Origin of the sequence: Rhodophyticola porphyridii, assembly GCF_003688285.1 — a bacterium.
Taxonomy (GTDB): domain Bacteria; phylum Pseudomonadota; class Alphaproteobacteria; order Rhodobacterales; family Rhodobacteraceae; genus Rhodophyticola; species Rhodophyticola porphyridii.
Window position 1 is genome coordinate 41,873 of record NZ_RCNT01000001.1, and the last position, 18,221, is coordinate 60,093.

At 64.1% G+C, this 18,221-nt stretch carries 23 protein-coding genes; 10 read left to right on the top strand and 13 right to left on the bottom strand.

The genetic code is table 11. From position 1 onward, the window contains the following. Window positions 1-112 precede the first annotated feature (112 nt). Genes D9R08_RS00190 through D9R08_RS00200 form a run of 3 tightly spaced genes read left to right on the top strand, consistent with a single transcriptional unit; the run spans window position 113 to window position 2,658 of the window. On the top strand, window positions 113-946 hold the full coding sequence (locus D9R08_RS00190) for a peptidylprolyl isomerase (RefSeq protein WP_233557144.1): 834 nt from the start codon (window positions 113-115) through the stop codon (window positions 944-946). A gap of 10 nt (window positions 947-956) precedes the next feature. After that, window positions 957-2,225: a bifunctional glutamate N-acetyltransferase/amino-acid acetyltransferase ArgJ gene (gene argJ, locus D9R08_RS00195; RefSeq protein WP_121896005.1), complete on the top strand. Its 1,269-nt coding sequence runs from the start codon at window positions 957-959 to the stop codon at window positions 2,223-2,225. Between the two features lie 34 nt (window positions 2,226-2,259). Beyond that, a complete protein-coding gene (locus D9R08_RS00200) occupies window positions 2,260-2,658 on the top strand; it encodes a (deoxy)nucleoside triphosphate pyrophosphohydrolase (protein WP_121896006.1) in 399 nt (132 codons plus the stop codon). Between the two features lie 259 nt (window positions 2,659-2,917). On the opposite strand, the gene hemH is transcribed toward D9R08_RS00200, so the two are convergent. Together hemH and D9R08_RS00210 are read right to left on the bottom strand one after the other, a co-directional pair. Continuing rightward, a complete protein-coding gene (gene hemH / locus D9R08_RS00205) occupies window positions 2,918-3,976 on the bottom strand; it encodes a ferrochelatase (protein ID WP_407690581.1) in 1,059 nt (352 codons plus the stop codon). Between the two features lie 16 nt (window positions 3,977-3,992). Further along, window positions 3,993-4,847, bottom strand: a complete 855-nt coding sequence (locus tag D9R08_RS00210) for a methyltransferase domain-containing protein (protein ID WP_121896007.1) — start codon at window positions 4,845-4,847, stop codon at window positions 3,993-3,995. 43 nt (window positions 4,848-4,890) lie between these two features. Between D9R08_RS00210 and D9R08_RS00215 the strand changes: the two genes are divergently transcribed. The 4 genes from D9R08_RS00215 (at window position 4,891) to D9R08_RS00230 (ending at window position 7,084) form a co-directional block, all read left to right on the top strand. Next, complete coding sequence (locus tag D9R08_RS00215) at window positions 4,891-5,613, top strand: double zinc ribbon domain-containing protein (RefSeq protein ID WP_121896008.1); 723 nt, start codon at window positions 4,891-4,893, stop codon at window positions 5,611-5,613. 36 nt (window positions 5,614-5,649) lie between these two features. After that, on the top strand, window positions 5,650-5,907 hold the full coding sequence (gene grxC / locus D9R08_RS00220) for a glutaredoxin 3 (RefSeq protein WP_121896009.1): 258 nt from the start codon (window positions 5,650-5,652) through the stop codon (window positions 5,905-5,907). Between the two features lie 53 nt (window positions 5,908-5,960). Beyond that, a complete protein-coding gene (locus D9R08_RS00225; RefSeq protein WP_121896759.1) occupies window positions 5,961-6,404 on the top strand; it encodes a MarR family winged helix-turn-helix transcriptional regulator in 444 nt (147 codons plus the stop codon). 158 nt (window positions 6,405-6,562) lie between these two features. Then, window positions 6,563-7,084 (top strand): GNAT family N-acetyltransferase, encoded by a 522-nt coding sequence (locus D9R08_RS00230; RefSeq protein WP_121896010.1) that lies wholly within the window; start codon window positions 6,563-6,565, stop codon window positions 7,082-7,084. Between the two features lie 37 nt (window positions 7,085-7,121). Here the strand turns inward: D9R08_RS00230 and ubiG are convergent, their stop codons facing one another. Next, window positions 7,122-7,868, bottom strand: coding sequence for a bifunctional 2-polyprenyl-6-hydroxyphenol methylase/3-demethylubiquinol 3-O-methyltransferase UbiG (gene ubiG, locus D9R08_RS00235; RefSeq protein ID WP_121896011.1), 747 nt, complete (start codon window positions 7,866-7,868; stop codon window positions 7,122-7,124). A gap of 72 nt (window positions 7,869-7,940) precedes the next feature. Between ubiG and pip the strand changes: the two genes are divergently transcribed. Continuing rightward, window positions 7,941-8,930, top strand: a complete 990-nt coding sequence (gene pip / locus D9R08_RS00240; protein ID WP_121896012.1) for a prolyl aminopeptidase — start codon at window positions 7,941-7,943, stop codon at window positions 8,928-8,930. 33 nt (window positions 8,931-8,963) lie between these two features. Here pip and D9R08_RS00245 read toward each other — a convergent pair whose 3' ends face one another. The 8 genes from D9R08_RS00245 to D9R08_RS00280 all read right to left on the bottom strand — a co-directional run bounded on the left by D9R08_RS00245 (window position 8,964) and on the right by D9R08_RS00280 (window position 15,587). Next, a complete protein-coding gene (locus tag D9R08_RS00245) occupies window positions 8,964-9,461 on the bottom strand; it encodes a hypothetical protein (RefSeq protein WP_147450596.1) in 498 nt (165 codons plus the stop codon). After that, on the bottom strand, window positions 9,455-9,934 hold the full coding sequence (locus D9R08_RS00250; RefSeq protein WP_121896014.1) for an RNA pyrophosphohydrolase: 480 nt from the start codon (window positions 9,932-9,934) through the stop codon (window positions 9,455-9,457). Before D9R08_RS00250 ends, D9R08_RS00245 begins: the two co-directional genes overlap by 7 nt. Window positions 9,935-9,940: 6 nt before the next feature. Continuing rightward, a complete protein-coding gene (locus D9R08_RS00255; RefSeq protein WP_121896015.1) occupies window positions 9,941-11,266 on the bottom strand; it encodes a S41 family peptidase in 1,326 nt (441 codons plus the stop codon). Between the two features lie 20 nt (window positions 11,267-11,286). Beyond that, window positions 11,287-12,432, bottom strand: a complete 1,146-nt coding sequence (locus D9R08_RS00260) for a murein hydrolase activator EnvC family protein (protein WP_121896016.1) — start codon at window positions 12,430-12,432, stop codon at window positions 11,287-11,289. Continuing rightward, on the bottom strand, window positions 12,429-13,946 hold the full coding sequence (gpmI, locus tag D9R08_RS00265) for a 2,3-bisphosphoglycerate-independent phosphoglycerate mutase (RefSeq protein ID WP_121896017.1): 1,518 nt from the start codon (window positions 13,944-13,946) through the stop codon (window positions 12,429-12,431). The genes D9R08_RS00260 and gpmI overlap by 4 nt, the downstream gene beginning before the upstream one ends. A gap of 39 nt (window positions 13,947-13,985) precedes the next feature. Continuing rightward, window positions 13,986-14,456: a 23S rRNA (pseudouridine(1915)-N(3))-methyltransferase RlmH gene (rlmH, locus tag D9R08_RS00270; RefSeq protein ID WP_121896018.1), complete on the bottom strand. Its 471-nt coding sequence runs from the start codon at window positions 14,454-14,456 to the stop codon at window positions 13,986-13,988. A gap of 9 nt (window positions 14,457-14,465) precedes the next feature. Further along, on the bottom strand, window positions 14,466-14,897 hold the full coding sequence (gene rsfS, locus D9R08_RS00275) for a ribosome silencing factor (RefSeq protein WP_121896760.1): 432 nt from the start codon (window positions 14,895-14,897) through the stop codon (window positions 14,466-14,468). A gap of 165 nt (window positions 14,898-15,062) precedes the next feature. Continuing rightward, window positions 15,063-15,587 (bottom strand): hypothetical protein, encoded by a 525-nt coding sequence (locus D9R08_RS00280; protein ID WP_121896019.1) that lies wholly within the window; start codon window positions 15,585-15,587, stop codon window positions 15,063-15,065. 70 nt (window positions 15,588-15,657) lie between these two features. Between D9R08_RS00280 and D9R08_RS00285 the strand changes: the two genes are divergently transcribed. After that, complete coding sequence (locus D9R08_RS00285; RefSeq protein ID WP_121896020.1) at window positions 15,658-16,200, top strand: DUF2975 domain-containing protein; 543 nt, start codon at window positions 15,658-15,660, stop codon at window positions 16,198-16,200. Beyond that, window positions 16,200-16,412, top strand: coding sequence for a helix-turn-helix domain-containing protein (locus tag D9R08_RS00290; RefSeq protein WP_121896021.1), 213 nt, complete (start codon window positions 16,200-16,202; stop codon window positions 16,410-16,412). The genes D9R08_RS00285 and D9R08_RS00290 overlap by 1 nt, the downstream gene beginning before the upstream one ends. 30 nt (window positions 16,413-16,442) lie before the next feature. Here the strand turns inward: D9R08_RS00290 and D9R08_RS00295 are convergent, their stop codons facing one another. Further along, on the bottom strand, window positions 16,443-17,636 hold the full coding sequence (locus tag D9R08_RS00295) for a TsoY family (seleno)protein (protein ID WP_121896022.1): 1,194 nt from the start codon (window positions 17,634-17,636) through the stop codon (window positions 16,443-16,445). A gap of 89 nt (window positions 17,637-17,725) precedes the next feature. Further along, the gene (locus tag D9R08_RS00300) at window positions 17,726-18,175 is read right to left on the bottom strand and encodes a GNAT family N-acetyltransferase (RefSeq protein WP_121896023.1); all 450 of its coding nucleotides are present in this window, start codon (window positions 18,173-18,175) and stop codon (window positions 17,726-17,728) included. Window positions 18,176-18,221 lie beyond the last annotated feature (46 nt).

Sequence of the window (18,221 nt, forward strand, 5' to 3'; positions counted from 1 at the left end):
CAAGATCGGCACGGCCCCGGTGCGAAACCCGTCAGGGACATAAGGGGCCGCCGGATATGTGTCAACGCGGCCAATGGATCAAGGGCCCGACGAAAACAAAGGACTTTCGAAAATGAAACGACTTCTTGCCGGTGTGGCTCTGTCCGCGCTTCTTGCCGCTCCCCTTCAGGCTCAGGACGCAACTACCGTTCTGGCCACCGTGAACGGCACCGACATCACGCTCGGGCATCTGATCGCGATGCAATCGCTTCTGCCCGACCAGTATCGCCAGTTGCCCGATCAGGTGCTGTTCGAGGGGATGCTGGAGCAGCTGATTCAGCAGGAGGTCATGGCCGGGCAGGCGCGGGGCATGATGACCTCCCGGATGGAGCTCGGTCTCGAAAACGAACAGCGCGCGTTCCTCGCCGCCGCGCTGATGGACGAGATCGCCATGGCCGATATCCCCGAGGAGGAGATCGAGGCCGAATACGAAAACGTCTACGGCGCGACCGAACCGGCGCGGGAGTACAACGCCTCCCACATTCTGGTCGAGACCGAAGAAGAGGCGCTGGCCCTGATCGCGGACCTGGAAGGCGGTGCCGATTTCGCGGAACTGGCGCAGCAGCACTCCACCGGTCCCTCGGGTCCGAATGGCGGGCAGCTTGGCTGGTTCACCGCCGGCATGATGGTCCCGAGCTTCGAGGAGGCGGTCTTCGCCCTTGAGGCGGACGAGATCTCGGCGCCCGTCGAGACCCAGTTCGGCTGGCATGTGATCCGTCTCAATGAAAGCCGGTTGCAGGACGCGCCCGCGCTGGAGGATGTGCGCGAGGAACTGGTTCAGGGGCTCCGCCGCGCCCGCGTCGACGCCCGCATGGAAGAGCTGACCGCCGAAGCCGATGTGGAGCGCCCGGATCTGGAAGGCTTCGATATCAGCCTGATCCGCGACATCGATCTTCTGGAAAACTGAGCGCACAGGAATGAGCGACAGTGCCACGAAAGCCAAGCCGGCGGTTTCGCCGCTGGCACCGCCGGGCGGGTTTCCGGACCTGCCGGTGATCGACGGGGTGCGCTTTGCCGCGGTGGCAGCCGGCATCAAGTACAGGAACCGCGATGACGTGATGCTGGCCGAAATCGCGCCCGGTGCGTCACTCGCCGGGGTGTTCACCCGCTCTGCCACCCGCTCCGCGCCTGTGCTGGATTGCGAGGCCAAGCTGGCCGCGCTCGGGTCGCAGGAGGCGGGGTTCGCGATCCTGGTCAATTCCGGCAATTCCAACGCCTTCACGGGTGCCGCGGGCGCGGAGACGGTGCGCGCCGTTTGTGCGCAGGTCGCCCGCGCCATGGACCTGCCGGAGGCGCATGTCTTCACCGCCTCGACCGGCGTGATCGGAGAGCCACTGCCTGCGGAAAAGATCACCGGCGCCATCGCTGCGCTCAAGGCCGGCCTGTCGCCCGCAGGGGGGGCCGCCGCCGCGCGCGCCATCATGACGACGGATACCTTCGCCAAGGGTGCCGCGGCGACGGTGCGGATCGGCGGCACGCCGGTTTCCATCGCGGGCTTCGCCAAAGGCTCCGGCATGATCGCGCCGGATATGGCGACGATGCTGGCCTATGTCTTCACCGATGCCGCGATTGACCGCTCGGTGCTGCAGGACATGCTGCGGGCGCAGACGGTACGCACCTTCAACGCAATCACCGTCGACAGCGATACCTCCACCTCCGACACGGTGATGGTGGTGGCCACCGGCAAGGCTGGCCACGGGCGGATCACCGATGCCGACAGCGTCGAAGCGCGGGAGTTCGCCGCGGCCCTCGAAGCGGTGATGAAAGACCTCGCATTGCAGATCGTCCGCGACGGCGAAGGCGCGACGAAGCTGGTCGAGGTGCGGGTGACCGGCGCGGCCAGCGATGCCGATGCCGACAGGGTTGCCCGCGCCATTGCCAATTCACCGCTGGTGAAAACCGCTATCGCCGGGGAGGATCCGAACTGGGGCCGCATCGTCATGGCCGTCGGCAAATCCGGCGCAAAGGCGGATCGCGACCGTCTCAGCATCCGGTTCGGGGATATCCTCGTGGCCGAAGACGGCTGGGTCGCACCCGGCTACCGGGAGGAGGCGGGCGCGGCCTACATGACCTCCGACACGTTGCTGATCTCGGTCGATCTGGGCCTTGGCGACGGGTCCGCGACGATCTGGACCTGCGATCTGACCCATGGCTACATCACCATCAACGCGGATTACCGGTCGTGACCGCCGATTGTCGGGGCGATCGTCGGGACCGGCGATGAAAACGGTTCTCGTCTCGGCGGTCGCGTTGATCGACCCGGATGGCCGGGTGCTTCTGGCCCAACGCCCCCAGGGCAAATCCATGGCCGGCCTGTGGGAGTTTCCGGGCGGCAAGGTAGAACCGGGCGAAACGCCCGAGGCCGCGTTGATCCGCGAGTTGCACGAGGAACTGGGGATCGACACCTGGGCGTCGTGTCTCGCCCCGCTCACCTTCGCCAGCCATAGCTACGCGGAGTTTCACCTGCTGATGCCGCTTTTCGTCTGCCGGAAATGGCAGGGCATACCCGCCCCGCGCGAAAATCAGGTGCTGAAATGGGTCGCACCAAAGGCCTTGCGAGATTACCCGATGCCGCCGGCCGACATCCCCCTGATCCCCATCCTGCGCGACTGGCTTTAGCCCCGCGGGACCGGAATGAGGCCAGAATACCTGATATCTCCGCCGCTTTCCGGCCAATGCGTCGAATTTTGGGGCTGCTTTTTCGTGAAGCTGGAATAGTATTCCGTAATCACAGCCAATCGGGGGTTATGACTGTGCTCAAGACAATCACATTGGGGACTTGCGTGTCCGTTCAGGGTATTTTTGTGCGCGCGCTGACCGATGGCAAGATCATGGTGCGCGTCGGCGACCGGATCTTCACCGGACGCGCGGTAAGCGCCTAACCCACCCAGCCTTTCAGATTGTCATCCACTACGGCGGCCAGCGCCGCGATATGGGCGTCGTCATCGTTGAGGCACGGGATATAGGTAAACTCCTCGCCGCCGGCCTCCTCGAAGCTCTCTTTGATCTCTTCGTTGATCTCTTCCAGCGTTTCGATGCAGTCGGCTGAAAACGCGGGCGCGCAGACGGCGATCTTCTTCTTGCCGGTCTCCGCAAGCCGTGCGACCTCCTCCACCGTGTAGGGTTTGAGCCATTCCTCGGGGCCGAACCGGCTCTGGAATGTGGTTACGATATCCGTATCCTCCCAGCCCAGACGTTCCTTCAGCAGGCGCGTCGTCTTCTGGCACTGGCAGTGATAGGGATCGCCCTCCATCAGATAGCGTTTGGGCACGCCGTGATAGGAGCACACCAGAATATCCGGCCGGTTCTCCAGCGCGCCATAGGCCCGCTCGATCGACTGCGCCAGCGCTTCGATGTAAAGCGGATGCTCGAAGTAGGGCTCGACCGTGCGCACGATAGGCTGCCATTTGATCGACATGACAGATCGGAAGAACTGATCGCAGGCGGTGGCCGAGGTGGCACCGGCATATTGCGGATAAAGCGGGAAGAACAGGATCTTGGTGCAACCCTGCGCAACCAGTTCATCCACCTTGGATTTCGTCGAGGGATTGCCGTAGCGCATGCAGAAATCCACCACGACACTGTCACCATGGCGTTCGGCCATCACCGCCTTCATCTTGGCGGTCTGGTCCTTGGTGATCGTCATCAGCGGGCTTTCACCCGCCTCGTGATTCCAGATCGAGGCATAGGCCCTGCCCGAGGAAAACGGCCGTTTCGACAGGATGATCAGCTGCAGGAGCGGCTGCCAGATCCAGGCGGAATAGTCGATCACCCGCTTGTCGGACAGGAACTCGTTCAGATACCGGCGCATCGGCCAATAACTGTAATCATCGGGCGTGCCCAGATTGGCCAGCAGAATTCCGATCTTGCCGAATTTCACCTGCGGGTGGTCGGCGGGCGCGTGGCTCAACGCGGGCTTTGGCTGCATCATGTTCATCTTTTCGGCTCGCACCTCAGTCAGGTTCCCGGTCTAGAACCGGTGTTGCTGTGTCGTCAAACTCGGTTGTGTGCAATGCGTCAGCCAGCCGCGTGGTGGCGCTGCCGGGACGCAGGGGTTTCTGCTGGCTCTCGTGGGGGGTCCAGCCGGTCAGGAAAGCCAGCTCGAAGGTCGCGCGGATGCGCCCCCCCTCGGCCGGGAAACTCGCCGCGTAAATCTCCGCCGCGCGCCGGAACACGCGCCGGGGCGTGGGGGCCCGGTGGCGGCTGGCCAGCGCGTTGGTTTCGCCCATGGCACGCAGATCGGCCATCAGATCGGGCAGCGTCGCATAATGCACCTCGCGGCGCGTGCTGTCGGCAACCGGCAGGGCAAAGCCCGCGCGCTGCAACAGCCCGCCCAGATCGCGCAACTCCCCCATCGGGGCGATGCGGGGGGACAGGCCGCCCAGCGTGTCGATCTCGGCCTGGCCAAGGGCGGCGCGCAGCTCGCCCAGCGTTTCCCCCGCGAAACACACCCCCAGAAACAGCCCGTCAGGGGCCAGCGCCCGGCGGCATTGCACGATCTGGCCCACCGGATCGTCGGCCCAGTGCAGGCCCATCGCATGGATCACCAGATCATGGGCGCCCGGCGCCAGATCGATCACCTCCGCATCCGGCACGACCACGGCGCCGGGCAGGAAACCGTCCCATTCCGCAGGGAAAGGCGTCACGATCGCGGGCCTCGTAAACGATCTGTTAACGTCGATGAGTCTTTCCTGAAGCTCGAACCGGGCTTCGTCATGCAGGAAGCCGGCCTGATCCAGCCGTGCGCGGGCACGGTGCCGGGCAAGGGCAGGTCTGTCCACCAGAGCGGCTGGTCGCTGGTTCTTCATCAAGGGTTCCGTTCGCTGACCCGCTGCAACTTAGGGGCATGACATGAGATTGCAAACGGCGGTGCATGCGGTCTTTCCGCCCGAATGCCTCTGTTGCGGCGCGCAGGTGGAGACCGATTACGCGATTTGCGGCCCCTGCTGGCTTGAAACGCCCTTCATCCATGGCGCTTCCTGCGACATCTGCGGCGTACCTCTGCCAGGGCGTGGCGATGACCGCCCGATTCGCTGCGACGAGTGCCTGACGGTCGCCCGGCCGTGGTCGCACGGCCGCGCGGTCTTCGCCTATTCCGGAAATGCGCGCCGTCTGATCCTCGGTCTGAAACACGGCGACCGGGCCGAGGTGGCGCGGGCCGCCGCGCCGTGGATGCTGCGGGCCGCGGGGCCGCTTCTGGGCCCGCGCACGCTTCTGGTGCCGGTGCCGCTGCACCGCTGGCGTCTGCTCAGGCGGCGCTTCAACCAGTCCGCGCTTCTGGCCCATGCGCTCGGCCGCGCCGCCGGTGTGCCGGTCGCGCCCCGGGCGCTTGTGCGGGCGCGGGCCACGCAAAGCCTTGACGGGCTGGGCCGGGAAAGCCGGTTCCGAACCCTGGAGAGGGCAATCCTCCCCGCCCCTGGCCACGGGGCTGTGCTGGAGGGCCGCGATGTTCTGCTGGTCGACGATGTGATGACCACCGGCGCGACCTTCGCCGCCGCGACCGAGGCGTGTTTTCTGGGCGGGGCCGCAAACGTCTCCGTGATTGCTCTGGCGCGCGTGGCCCGGGACACCTAAATCGGAACGCAACATCGGATAGAGGGAAGCCAGATCATGCCGACAGTTGAAATCTACACCTCGCCGCTTTGCGGATACTGCCACGCGGCCAAACGCCTGCTCACCGAAAAGGGCATCAGCTTCGCGGAGTACAATGTCTCCGGCGATGCCGAGAAACGCCAGGAGATGCTGGCGCGCGCCAATGGCCGCCATACGGTGCCGCAGATTTTCATCGGCGAGACCCATGTGGGCGGCTATGACGAAATGGCCGCGCTGGACCGCGAGGGCAAGCTTGACGGGATGCTTGCGGCCTGACGCGACGTGCTGGCCCCTTGCTCAAGGAGCCAGAGTCTTGTGTTATGCGCGCCATGACCTCCACCGATGACCCCCTTGCCGTCGCGCTGTTCAGCGAGATGTTCATGGCCGATCAACTGGCGCGGAACCGGTTGTCCAGGGCGTTGCCGAAGGGGATGGAACTCAGCCATTTTTCCGTTCTGAACCAGCTGGCGCGCACGGGCGATGAAAAGACGCCGGCGCAACTGGCCCGCATCTTTCACGTCACCCGGGGCGCGATGACCAACACATTGGGCAAGCTGGAATGGGCGGGTCATGTGCATATTCGTCCCGACTGGGATGACGCGCGGCGCAAGTTCGTGTCGATCAGCCCCTCGGGCCGCAAGGCCCGCGATGCGGCGCTGGAGGCGATTGCCCCGATCCTGACGGCGACAGTGGCCGAGATCGGCGCGGACCGCGTCCGCGCGGCCCTGCCGGTGATCCGCGAGATGCGGGTTCGGCTGGAGGAGGATGGCTGATAGGCCACTCCGGGTCTGCAAGCTCGCCTTCGGGAATGGTGGCTTTGAGCCCCACTTAAGAATGCCAGGACAGGTCCGGACGGCCACTTTCAGTCATGCGCGACCGTTCGCCATGCTGAACAGTCTGGAATCCAGGTCTGCGACCGGAAAGGGATCGAATGAAAAATCTCTCGAACGCACCCGTGCTGACGACTGAGCGCTTGGTTTTGCGTGGCCCCGAACGGAGCGATCTACCGAGTTTTACCCGTTTCATGACCAGTGCCCCGTCGATGGAGGCTCAGGGAGAGACGGTCACGGCGGAACAGGCCTGGTTCGGGTTCCTGACTGGTATTGGCCATTGGCATTGGCACGGATTTGGCTTCTTTACGGTTGTGGCACAGCAGACAGGGCATCCCGTCGGCCGAGTGGGCTTGATCAGGCATTCCAACTGGCCGGGCATAGAGCTGGCCTGGCATCTTTTCGAAGACGCGGAGAGAAAAGGCTTTGCAACGGAAGCTGCGTTGGCCGTCAAGAAATGGGCCTATCAGGATCTGGGGTTGGATAGGCTATACAGCTACATAGATCGTGAGAATACGCGTTCACAGGCTGTGGCGAAGAGGCTCGGTGCCGCTACTGACGGAACGCGGGCACCGCATGAACCAGAGGCCGAGCTGTGGGTACACTCAATGGAAAGGCATTGAGCCAAGCTGGCAAGGACTGTGGTCGGCAACCCCGCCCCTAGGCCGGTTTCGTACTGGCCGTCACGTAATTCACGCTCAGGTCGCGGTCGGAGAGGCTCCAGGTCCAGGCGATCGGGTTGAAGACGAAGCCCTTGCGGTCCACGGGCGTCAGGCCCGCATTGGCAATCAGGGCGAAAAGCTCATCGGGCGTGATGAATTTCTGCCATTCATGGGTGCCCTTGGGCAGCCAGCGCATCACGTATTCCGCACCGACAATCGCCATCGCGAAGCTTTTCGGGTTCCGGTTGATCGTCGAGCAAATCATCAGACCGCCGGGTTTCAGAAGCTGCTGGCATGCGGTCAGGTAACCCTGCGGGTCGGCCACATGTTCGACCACCTCCATGTTCAGGACCACGTCGAACTGTTCGCCCGCCTCGGCCAGCGCTTCGGCTGTGGTGAAGCGGTAATCGATCTCCAGCCCCGATTGCTCCGCATGAACGCGGGCCACGGGAATGTTCCGTTCGGCCGCGTCCGCGCCCACCACATCGGCGCCCAGCCGCGCCATGGGTTCCGACAGGAGCCCGCCGCCGCAGCCTATATCCAGCAGTCGCAATCCCGCGAACGGGGATGCGTCTTTCAGGTCCCGCCCGAACTCGGCGGCGATCTGGGCGGTGATGTAGTCCAGCCGCGTGGGGTTCAGCATGTGCAGCGGTTTGAACTTGCCATGGGGGTCCCACCATTCCGCGGCCATCGCCTCGAATTTGGCAATCTCGCCGGCATCGACCGTTTGTGTCGCGGTGTTCATGGACATCCCTTTCCAATCTTGTCACTCTTTTGGTCATGTCAGACCCGTCATATGGGTCTATATAGGACCGGTATGGACAAGTTCTCTGGCCAAAAGCGCGCAGCCGCGCATCTGTTTCCGCCGATCGACCCATACGATCAGCGCATGCTGGATGTGGGCGACGGGCATCACGTCTATGTCGAGCAATGCGGCAACCCCGATGGCGCGCCGGTGATCGTGTTGCACGGTGGGCCCGGCGGTGGGTGCAGCCCGGCCATGCGGCGCTATTTCGACCCCGAGGACTGGCGGATCATCCTGTTCGACCAGCGCGGCTGTGGCCGGTCGCGGCCCCATGCGGCAATCAAGGCCAACACGACCTGGGATCTGGTCGACGATATCGAGCGGATCCAGAACACGCTCGGCATCGACCGCTGGGCCGTCTTCGGCGGTTCCTGGGGCGCGACGCTCGCGCTGATCTATGCCGAAACCCACCCTCACTCCGTGGCCTATCTGGCGCTCAGGGGGGTGTTCCTGTCGACCGAGCGGGAACTCAAGTGGTTCTATGGCGGGGGTGCCGGGCAATTCTGGCCCGATCAATGGGCGAAATTCACCTCCCTCGTGCCCGAAGCGGAACGCGACGATCTGATCGCGGCCTATAACCGGCGGCTTTTTTCCGGCGATCTGATGCTGGAGACACGGTTCGCGCGGGCCTGGGCGTCATGGGAAAACGCGCTCGCTTCGATGGACAGCGACGGGGCGGGGGGCGAAAGCCCGGCCGATTACGCCCGCGCCTTCGCCCGGCTCGAAAACCACTATTTCATGAATCGCGGCTTTCTGGAGGAGGACGGCCAGATCCTGCGTGACCTCTATCGGATCGCTCATATTCCCGGCACCATCGTGCAAGGGCGCTATGACATGATCTGCCCGCCGATGTCGGCCAACCTGCTGGCGCAGGGCTGGCATAACGGGCGGTTGCAGATGATCAAATCCGCGGGCCACGCCCTGTCGGAACCCGGGATCAGCCATGAACTCGTGCGGGTGATGAAGGCCGTGGGCCAGCATCGCGGCAAATACGGGCTCTGAGGGCCTTTTGGTCCCAAAAAAACCGTTTGCCGCTCAGTTGGCGCCGCCGCAGGCATCGCCCAGGGCGCAGCCCATGACCTCCGCTAGATCCTGTTCGGTGGGGGTCATGTAGGAATAGGCCGCGCAGGGATCGGCCTCGAAAATCACGCCGGCCTCTTCGTCCTCGCGCAGGAAAAACAGCGTATAGCTGTCAAGCGGCGGCGTTCCGCACCACGCCGAGACGCAGGACACCTCCACCGTTACATCCACCTCAAGCGGGTTCAGAAACCCGTCCGCCATGGCCGAGAGACCGGAAAACCGGGCCGGAAAACTGTAGGGCGCGGGCAGGTTTTCCTCCCCTGTCTGCACCGCGTCCGGGCGCGCGGTGTCGGGCCCCGTCCGGGTCAGCTCGCCCACCGCCATCACGAAGGTCTCCTCCCGCTCGTTGGCGGCGTTGAAACTGCCGGTCACGCTCGGCGCCAGACAGCTCAGCGCAAGCGCGGGCGTGGCGGCAAGGCCCAGACAGGCGGTCACCCATAATCGTTTCAGCACAATCCGAACTCCTTGAAGACCTGTTCATACATCTCGCGCTTGAACGGCACGATCAGATCAAGCAGCGTCGCCGTGGGCATCCAGCTCCAGTCGGAGAATTCCACATCCTCGTGCCGCAGGTCGATCACCCCGTCGTCCGCCTCCAGCCGCATGAGAAACCACATCTGTTTCTGTCCGCGATATTTGCCGCCCCACCGCTCTGGCACGATCTCCGGCGGCAGATCGTAGGTCAGCCAGTCGGCGGTCTGGCCCGCAAGGGTCACATGTTCGGCGCCCACGCCGGTTTCTTCCAGAAGCTCCCGGAAGGCCGCGGCCTCCGGCGTTTCATCCGCGTCCACGCCGCCCTGCGGCATCTGCCACGCGGGCGTGTCCATGTCCGCTCTCTGGCCCGCGAAGACCAGACCATCGGCGTTGATCAGGACAACGCCGACGCAGGGCCGGTAAGGCAGGCTCTCGATCTCGGCGGGGGTCATCGCCTCCTACTGCGAACCTGGCGCAAGCGCGTTCAGTCCGGTCAGGATGTCGATGGCATAGGCCAGCTGGTAGTCCTCGTTTCTCAGCTCTGCCGTGGCTTCGGCGACCGCTTGCTCCTCTTCCAGCTGGCGGCGCTCATCCTCCGTCAGGGTCGAGTTCTGAAGCGACCCGCGAAGCGAGGCTTCGGTCCGCTGCGGGCGGTCTTCCTCGTCCGACTCGACGCTTTCGCGCTGCTCCACCAGAATGTCCGGGGCGACGCCAAGCGCCTGGATCGACCGGCCAGAGGGCGTGTAGTAAAGCGACGTGGTCAGGCGCATGGCACCCTCGCCCTGCAACGGCATCACCGTCTGGACCGACCCCTTGCCGAAGCTGTTGGTGCCCACCACCACCGCGCGGCGATGATCCTGCAAGGCGCCGGCGACGATCTCCGAGGCGGAGGCCGAGCCGCCATTGATCAGAACCACCACCGGACGGCCGTCGATCAGATCGCCGGGTGTGGCGTTGTAGCGCTCGCCATCGGCCTCGTCCCGGCCGCGGGTCGATACGATCTCGCCACGCTCCAGAAACGCGTCGGAAACGCGGATCGCCTGGCTCAGCAGCCCGCCGGGGTTGTTGCGCAGATCCAGAACCACCCCGTCGAGGTTTTCCAGCCCGCCGACCTCGGCGATCAGTTCGTCCAGGCCTTCGCGCAGATTCGGATAGGTCTGGTCGTTGAAGGTGGATACCCTGAGGATGGCGGTGTTGCCTTCGAGCCGCGCGCGCACGGCGGTCAGGCGGATCCGGTCGCGCACAATGGTGATGTCGAAGGGCTCATCCACCTCCTCGCGGACCACTGTGATCACAATCTCCGAGCCGACGGGCCCGCGCATCAGATCGACCGATTCTTCCAGCGTCAGACCCAGAAGCGCCTCGCCATCCACATGGGTGATGAAATCGCCCGCTTCGACACCGGCGGCCATCGCCGGGGTATCGTCCATCGGCGTGATGACGCGGATGAACCCCTCTTCCTGGGTCACTTCGATGCCCAGCCCGCCGAATTCGCCGCGTGTCTGCACCTGCATCGTGTCGTAATCGCGTGGCGGCAGATAGCTGGAATGCGGATCGAGAGAGGTCAGCATGCCGTTGATCGCCGCCTCGATCAGATCGGCCTCATCCACCTCTTCCACGTAATTGGCGCGGATCCGTTCGAAGATATCGCCGAACAGGTCGAGTTGTTCGTAAACCGAGGCGTTGCGGTCATTCTCCTGAGCTATCAGCGGGCCGGCGATCTGCGTGGTCAGCAGAACGCCCGCCGCCGTTCCGCCTATGGCCGCCATGACAAATCTTTTCATCTGAGCCTTATCCTCATCTCTTACTCGGTGACGAACCACTCGGTCGGGTCCACGGGCACATTCTCTTCTCTTAGCTCTATATAAAGCGTTTCTGACAACTCTCCGCCACCACCTTGCGCATTTGTGACAATCACGTTGTCGCTGGTCTGCGGGGCGCCGCCCATCAGGCCGATCGGCGCTGAGGGCGGCAGAACCTCGCCGGGGCGCACGAAAACATCCGCCAGTCCTGCCAAAACCAGCAGGTAATCGCCATCCGGCTCGATGATCACGACGGTGCCGTAATCCAGCAAAGGCCCCGCATAACGGACGGTTGCGGGCCATGGCGCGGTGACCATCGCCTGCGCCTGCGTGGCCAGCACCAGACCGGGCCGGGCGATGCCTGCCGCGTCCTCCTCGTTGAACCGGCGCAGCACACGGCCCAGTGCGGGCAGCGGCAGAGAGCCCCGCGCCTCGGCGAAATCGGGCAGGTCGAACCCGCTCAGATCGGTCTCAGCGGGCTGTTCGCGAAGGCTTTCGGCGAAACTGTCCAGCGAATCGACGCTTTCCATCAGTTGCAGCATGGCTTCGGTGTTCAACTCGAACCGGTCGGGCAGAACGCGCCGGTCGGCGATGGCCTGAGACAGCCGGGTGCGGGCCTCCTGCGCACCGTTCAGCCCGTCGCTCAACCGGGCCAGCGCGCTTTCCTGCAGGGCGCGCAGCTCCGCGATTTCCTGCAATTGGCCCTGCAGACGCGCGGCCTCGCTGGCAATCGCGGGGCTTACATCGGACAGGATCATGCCCGACCGCGCGGTGCCGACGGGCCCTGAAGGATGCAGCATCAGCAAGGGTGCCGGCGCGCGTTCCATGGTTTGCAGAACGCCCAGAAGGCGCGCCAGCCGCTCCCGCTCCGCCTCGAACACCACGAGTATGGTCTGTTCGCGCAGGGCGGCGCGGCGAATGCCCTCGCGCAGCGCCAAGAGCCCCTCCTCATAGGCGCGCACGGTTTCGGTCAGCGCCTCGACCCGGTCGCGCGCGCCATCGGCCTCGCCCAGCGAGGTCGCCGCCGCATCCAGCATCTGGGCCGCGCGCTGCGCGGTCAAGGCCGGGTCCAGATCGGCCAGCGCCGTACCGGAGGGCAGCGCCCAGACCAGGGCCCAGATCAGCGCCAGACGGGCCAGATGCCTCATGCGATCAGGCTCTTTCCGGTCATTTCCGGCGGTGTCTCCAGCCCCATCAGCTGCAACAGCGTCGGCGCCAGATCGGCCAGCCGGCCATGGGACATGCGCGCGCCCTCCGGCCCGCCCACAAGGATGACGGGAACCGGGTTCAACGTATGCGCGGTATGCGGCCCGCCGGTTTCCGGGTCGATCATGACTTCGCAATTGCCGTGATCCGCGGTGACGATCATCGCGCCGCCCGCAGCCTTCAGCGCGGCCAGCGCCCGCCCCAACCCGGCATCGACCGCCTCGCAGGCCTTCTTCGCCGCCTCCAGATCGCCGGTATGCCCGACCATGTCCGGATTGGCGTAATTCACCACGATCAGGTCATATCCCGCCTCGATCGCCGCGACGAACCTGTCGCTCACCTCGCCCGCGGACATTTCCGGCTGCAGATCGTAGGTCGCCACATCGGGGGATTTCGGCATGCAGCGGTCCTCCCCCGTCTCGGGCACTTCCTTGCCGCCGTTGAGGAAGAACGTCACATGGGGATACTTCTCGGTTTCGGCCAGCCGGTACTGGCGCAGCCTGTGCTTCGAGACCCAGGCGCCCAGCGTGTTGACCACGCGCTGTTTCGGATAGGCGGTGGTCATGAATTCCTCATGCGTGTCGGAGTAATCGACCATCCCCAGCAGCGCCGCCAGATCCGGGCGCCCGCTCACATCGAACCCGTCGAACCCGGGCGCGCCGATCGCGCTCAGGATCTCGCGCGCCCGGTCCGCCCGGAAATTCAGGCAGAAAACTCCGTCGCCCCCGGCCACCCCGCCGAAATCGCCGATCACCGTTGCGGGGATGAACTCATCTGTCTTGCCGTCCTCATAGGCGGCCTCCACCGCCTGTTCCGGTGTCTCCGCCCGCGCCCCGTCGCCGTGGATCATAGCCGCATAGGCTTTTTCCACGCGGTCCCAGCGATTGTCCCGGTCCATCGCGAAATACCGTCCGATCACGGTGCCGATCCGCGCCCCCTCGGGTAGCGCACCCTGCAGGTCCGCAATGAAACCCGCGGCCGATTTCGGGGCCACGTCGCGCCCGTCGGTGATGGCATGGATCACGACCGGCACCCCGCCATCGGTCACGGCCCTGGCCGCCGCCACGATATGGCTCAGATGCCCGTGCACCCCGCCATCGGACACCACGCCCATCAGATGCGCCGTCCCGCCGGAGGATTTCAGCGCGTCGACAAAGCCCAGAATCTGCTTGTTTTCAAAGAAACTGCCGTCTTCGATGGCCAGATCGATCATTCCCAGATCCATCGCCACCACCCGGCCCGCGCCGATATTGGTATGCCCGACTTCGGAATTGCCCATCTGGCCTGTAGGCAGCCCCACATCGCGACCATGAGTGGTCAGGGTCGCATGCGGGCATTCGGCCATCAACCGGTCGAAATTCGGGGTGGCGGCTTGCTTCGGCGCATTGCCTTCGACGGAGGGATTGATCCCCCAACCATCCAGAATGCACAGAACGACGGGTTTCTGATTGCTCATGCCTCGCGTTCTACGCAAGGCCGCATGGACAGGCAAGGATCAGACCCGGTGATAGGGGCTTCCCGCAAGGATCGATGCGGCCCGATAAAGCTGCTCGGCCAGCATCACCCGCGCAAGCATGTGCGGCCAGACCATCTGCCCGAAGGAAATCGCCCGGTCCGCCTCGTCGCGGAATGCGCCGCTCACCCCGTCGGCGCCGCCGATGACAAAGGCCAGATCGCCCCGCCCCCGGTCGCGCAGATCGGCGATGTCGCGGGCGAAGTCGGGCGATGTCATCATCCGCCCCCGCTCGTCCAGCACCCAGAGCACGGCGCCCTCGGGCAGGGCGCGGCGCAGCAATGCGGCTTCCGCCTCCGGCCCGCCGCCTTTCTTGTCTTCGATCTCGGTCACGCGTGCCGGGCCAAGCCCCAGAGCCCGCCCGGTCCGGTCGAACCGTGTCAGATAATCGTCGATCAAATCGCGTTCCGGGCCGGCCCGGAGCCGGCCCACGACGCAAAGATGTATCCGCATGCCGCGCGTCTACTGCGGTTTCGCAGCGGCGTCCGCGGGCATCCACATCTTTTCGAGCTGATAGAACTCCCGCACTTCCGGGCGGAAGACATGGACGATCACATCGCCCGCGTCGATCAGCACCCAGTCGCCGGCATCCTTGCCCTCCACCTTGCAGCGGCGCCCGGTGACGGTTTTCAGCCGGTCCACCAGCTTTTCCGACAGCGCCGAGACCTGACGGGTGGAGCGCCCGGACGCGATCACCATGTAATCGGCCATGGACGACTTACCGCGCAGATCGATCTGCACGATATCTTCCGCCTTGTCATCGGTGAGGGAGGCAATGATCCGTTCGAGAAGCTCTTCGCTCGAAACGTTTTGCAAATCAGGCGCTCGTCGCGCCTCAGGTGCGGCAATACCAGATGCCGCAAGAGTTGGTCCAGCCAGGACTCTGTCCTCCATTTGACGCGCCGCAATGCCCCGGCGCCGGGCCCACATCAAAGATAACATCGCCAATGTCCGATCTCAACGGTATTGAAAAAATGCGCGGATTGCGGTGATGCAAAGAGGACGCTCCGTCGGTGGATGTACCGCAACCCGCGCGGGAGAGAGGCGCCAGGACGCCTCTTAGCCTGCCTGGGGGCACACCGGCAGCTCGGTCGGGCTCTCGCCCAGGACACGGCGCAGACGCATGTCGTCGATCACCGGGATAAACGGGCCGTCCGGCTCCGCCCTCAGATGCACGGAGACCCGCGCCCGCCGCGCCGGGCCATCGCCCACCCGACAGGGATCGATGGTGAACCCGAAATTGCCGTCCACCTCGATCTCCTGTCCCATCCAGCCCAGGATCAGCCGTTGCTGATCCGCCAGGCGGGCCTGATCGCCCGGGCTCAGTACGAAGACATCGGGCGTCTCCGCGGGAACCATCACATAGCGCTCGGCCGAGACGGCCCGGGTTTGCGTATTGACCGCCGACAGCACGATGACCGCGCCGCCATCGGGCAGGGCCACCCCCTCCGGCAGGGTCACCCGGGCCGCCACGCCCGCGGGATCGGCGGTTACCGGGTCCACGGGTTCGGCGGCGACAAGGCTGGTGCCAGGCAGAATCGCGGTGACGCCGACGGCGAGGAGGAGTAAGAGTCTGGTGTGCATTAAAGTTTCCTCTTTTAGTAATGAATTTTTATTGTATTACAGTAAATAAATATCAAAAGGGAAGAAGAAAATGACGAATCGTGATCTCAACCACATCATCTCTCTGGCGCGGCTGTTGCATCTGGCCTCGACCATCGGCCTGATTTTCCTGCCGGTGGCCATTGGTCTGGCTTTTGTCATCGGCGAGGCCGGCATTGACGATCTGCGCGAAACCTACGCGGAGCACACGCTGCCCGAGGTGATCGGCACCGGCAGCTACATCTCGATCCTCGTGATTCAGTCGGTCGGGCTCTTGCTGACCTTCTATGTGCTCTGGCAGATGCGCGGGTTGTTCGCCTATTACAAATCGGGCGAAACGCTCACCGCCCGTTGCGCCGGTCAGATCTTGCGGATCGGCAAGGCTCTGGTGGCGATCGGGGTCATCGGCATTCTCTCGAACACTCTGATCGTGCTGATCCTGACATGGGGCAACCCGGCCGGGCAGCGGGTTCTGTTGGTCAGCTTCAACGATGGCAATGTGGGCTTCATCCTTGCCGGCGGTCTGATCGTGGTGATCGGATGGGTCATGCGGGAGGCAGCGCTGGTGGCCGAAGAGAACCGGGGGTTCATCTGATGGAGATCGTCGTCCGGCTTGATGTGATGATGGCGCTGCGCAAGATGAAGGGCCGCGATCTGGCGGCCCGGATCGGCATCACCGAGCAGAATCTCAGCCTGCTGAAAAGCGGAAAGGTCAAGGGGATCCGCTTCGAGACGCTGGCCCGGATCTGCGAGGTGCTGGAGTGTCAGCCGGGCGACCTGCTCGAGGCCGCGCCGACCGAAGATTGATATACAATTGTTATACCTGTCAGGGCTGGTTCAGGCAGTGATGGCCGGCGTTTGCACGGGTGTGAAATGCCGCCGGGACAGCATCCAGACCAGCAGGATCATCGACAGTTGCAGTGCAATGGCCACGCCCGAGATCGCCCAGTAGGCAACGCCGAATTTCGCAACCAGCCCGGCCGCGACAAGGCCCTTGTTCAGCCAGAAATGGATCAGAACGGACAGCGCCACACCTGGGCAAACCAGCGCATAAGACCCGGCCGACGCGCCGCTTCCGCGCAGGAACTGCGCCACATACCCGACCCGCGACAGAACCATAAGCCCAAACAATGCAAAGAGAATTTCGACCGACAGAAGCCTGGTCAGCAGCATCAGAGTTTCGCCCGCGCTGCCATGGGTCTCGAAATGCACATGCAGCCCGTGGTTGATCCGCAGCATGGCGATGCCGATCACCGTCATGAGCGGGATCACCACCATCAATGTCGGCGCGGCCTCGGCGTTCACCCCGTTCTCCATCATCGAGCGGAGGCCGAGAATGCCGGCCACAAGTGCCACGATCAGGGCGGCAACCATGAAGAAACTTGCCGCGATGATGCTGATCCCGGCAGTTACCGGATTGCCCGACATCGCCGCCGGCGCGGCCAGTCCGACGGCGACCATCGACAGCGCGAACCCGGGCAGCATTTGCGCGAAAGAGTTGTTGGCCTCACAGCTAAAGCCCCCATTTGAAAGGCGTTTTCCAATGAACCCGCCCAACATGCGCAGCGCATATAGCCCGATTGTCAGAAAGGCGGCGAGGGCGGCGGGGAACAGATACTCGACCACGGACCAGAGGCCCGGCACGAAGGTGAGCCCGAGAATGAAGCCCACATTGATGCTCATCGCGAGCGCAAGCGGCATTGCAAGGATCTGGCTGCCCGCGTTCGATTCGCTGAACGCGGCATAGGCGTCGGATCTCCGAAAGGCTGAAAACCGGCGCAGATTCCAGATCAGCAGCTTGATGTTCAGGATCGCGAACAGCGCAATGCCCGCCATCGCGCCCAGAACCAGGGCCTGCTCCAGCAGGGTGCCTGTACTCATGAGCGCCAGATTGTCTTCAAAGATCGGAACGGGCTGGCCGGGATGGGGAACCCAGAACATCAGCCACATGAAAAACGTCACCGTCAGCCCGCCCGCGCCAAGCGAGGCAAGGAAGTAGAGCGGTGAATAGCGTGCGGATGCCACAGTCATGATTGACACTCCATATATTTGACATTGCAAACTATATGGCATGGAATTGACCTGCGATCAATCGACAGAAAGTCGCAGACGCACGATGATCAGAGTGGTTTTTCCATGAAGATGGAACTGGCTCCGTCGGGATAGTCCCCGAACGGCCCGCGCCGGATGTATCCGTGGCGTGTATAAAGCCCGATGGCCGCGGGGCTCAGCCGCCCGGTTTCCAGCCGCATCAGGCGGATGCCCTCGGCCCGCGCGGCATCCTCCAAGGCCTCCAGCAACGCCGAGGCGAGGCCTGTCCCCCTGGCTTCGGGTGCGGCGAACATGCGTTTGAGTTCTGCATAACTGTTGAAAACCGTATACCCGCAGCACCCGAGCGCCGTGCCGTCGATCCGCGCCACGAAGAAGCGGACGTCGTTTTCAACCAGTTGCTCCGGCGACATCGCAAACCGGTCTTCGGGCGGGTAGAGCGCCGATTGCTCCTCCTCGCTGCCGGCAATCAGGCGCAGGGCGTCTTCGGAAAAGGGGTCGGCACGCGTGACGGTGATCATCGGATGATCTTGCCGCGCTTGCCCGCACACCGCAATATGCCGTTTA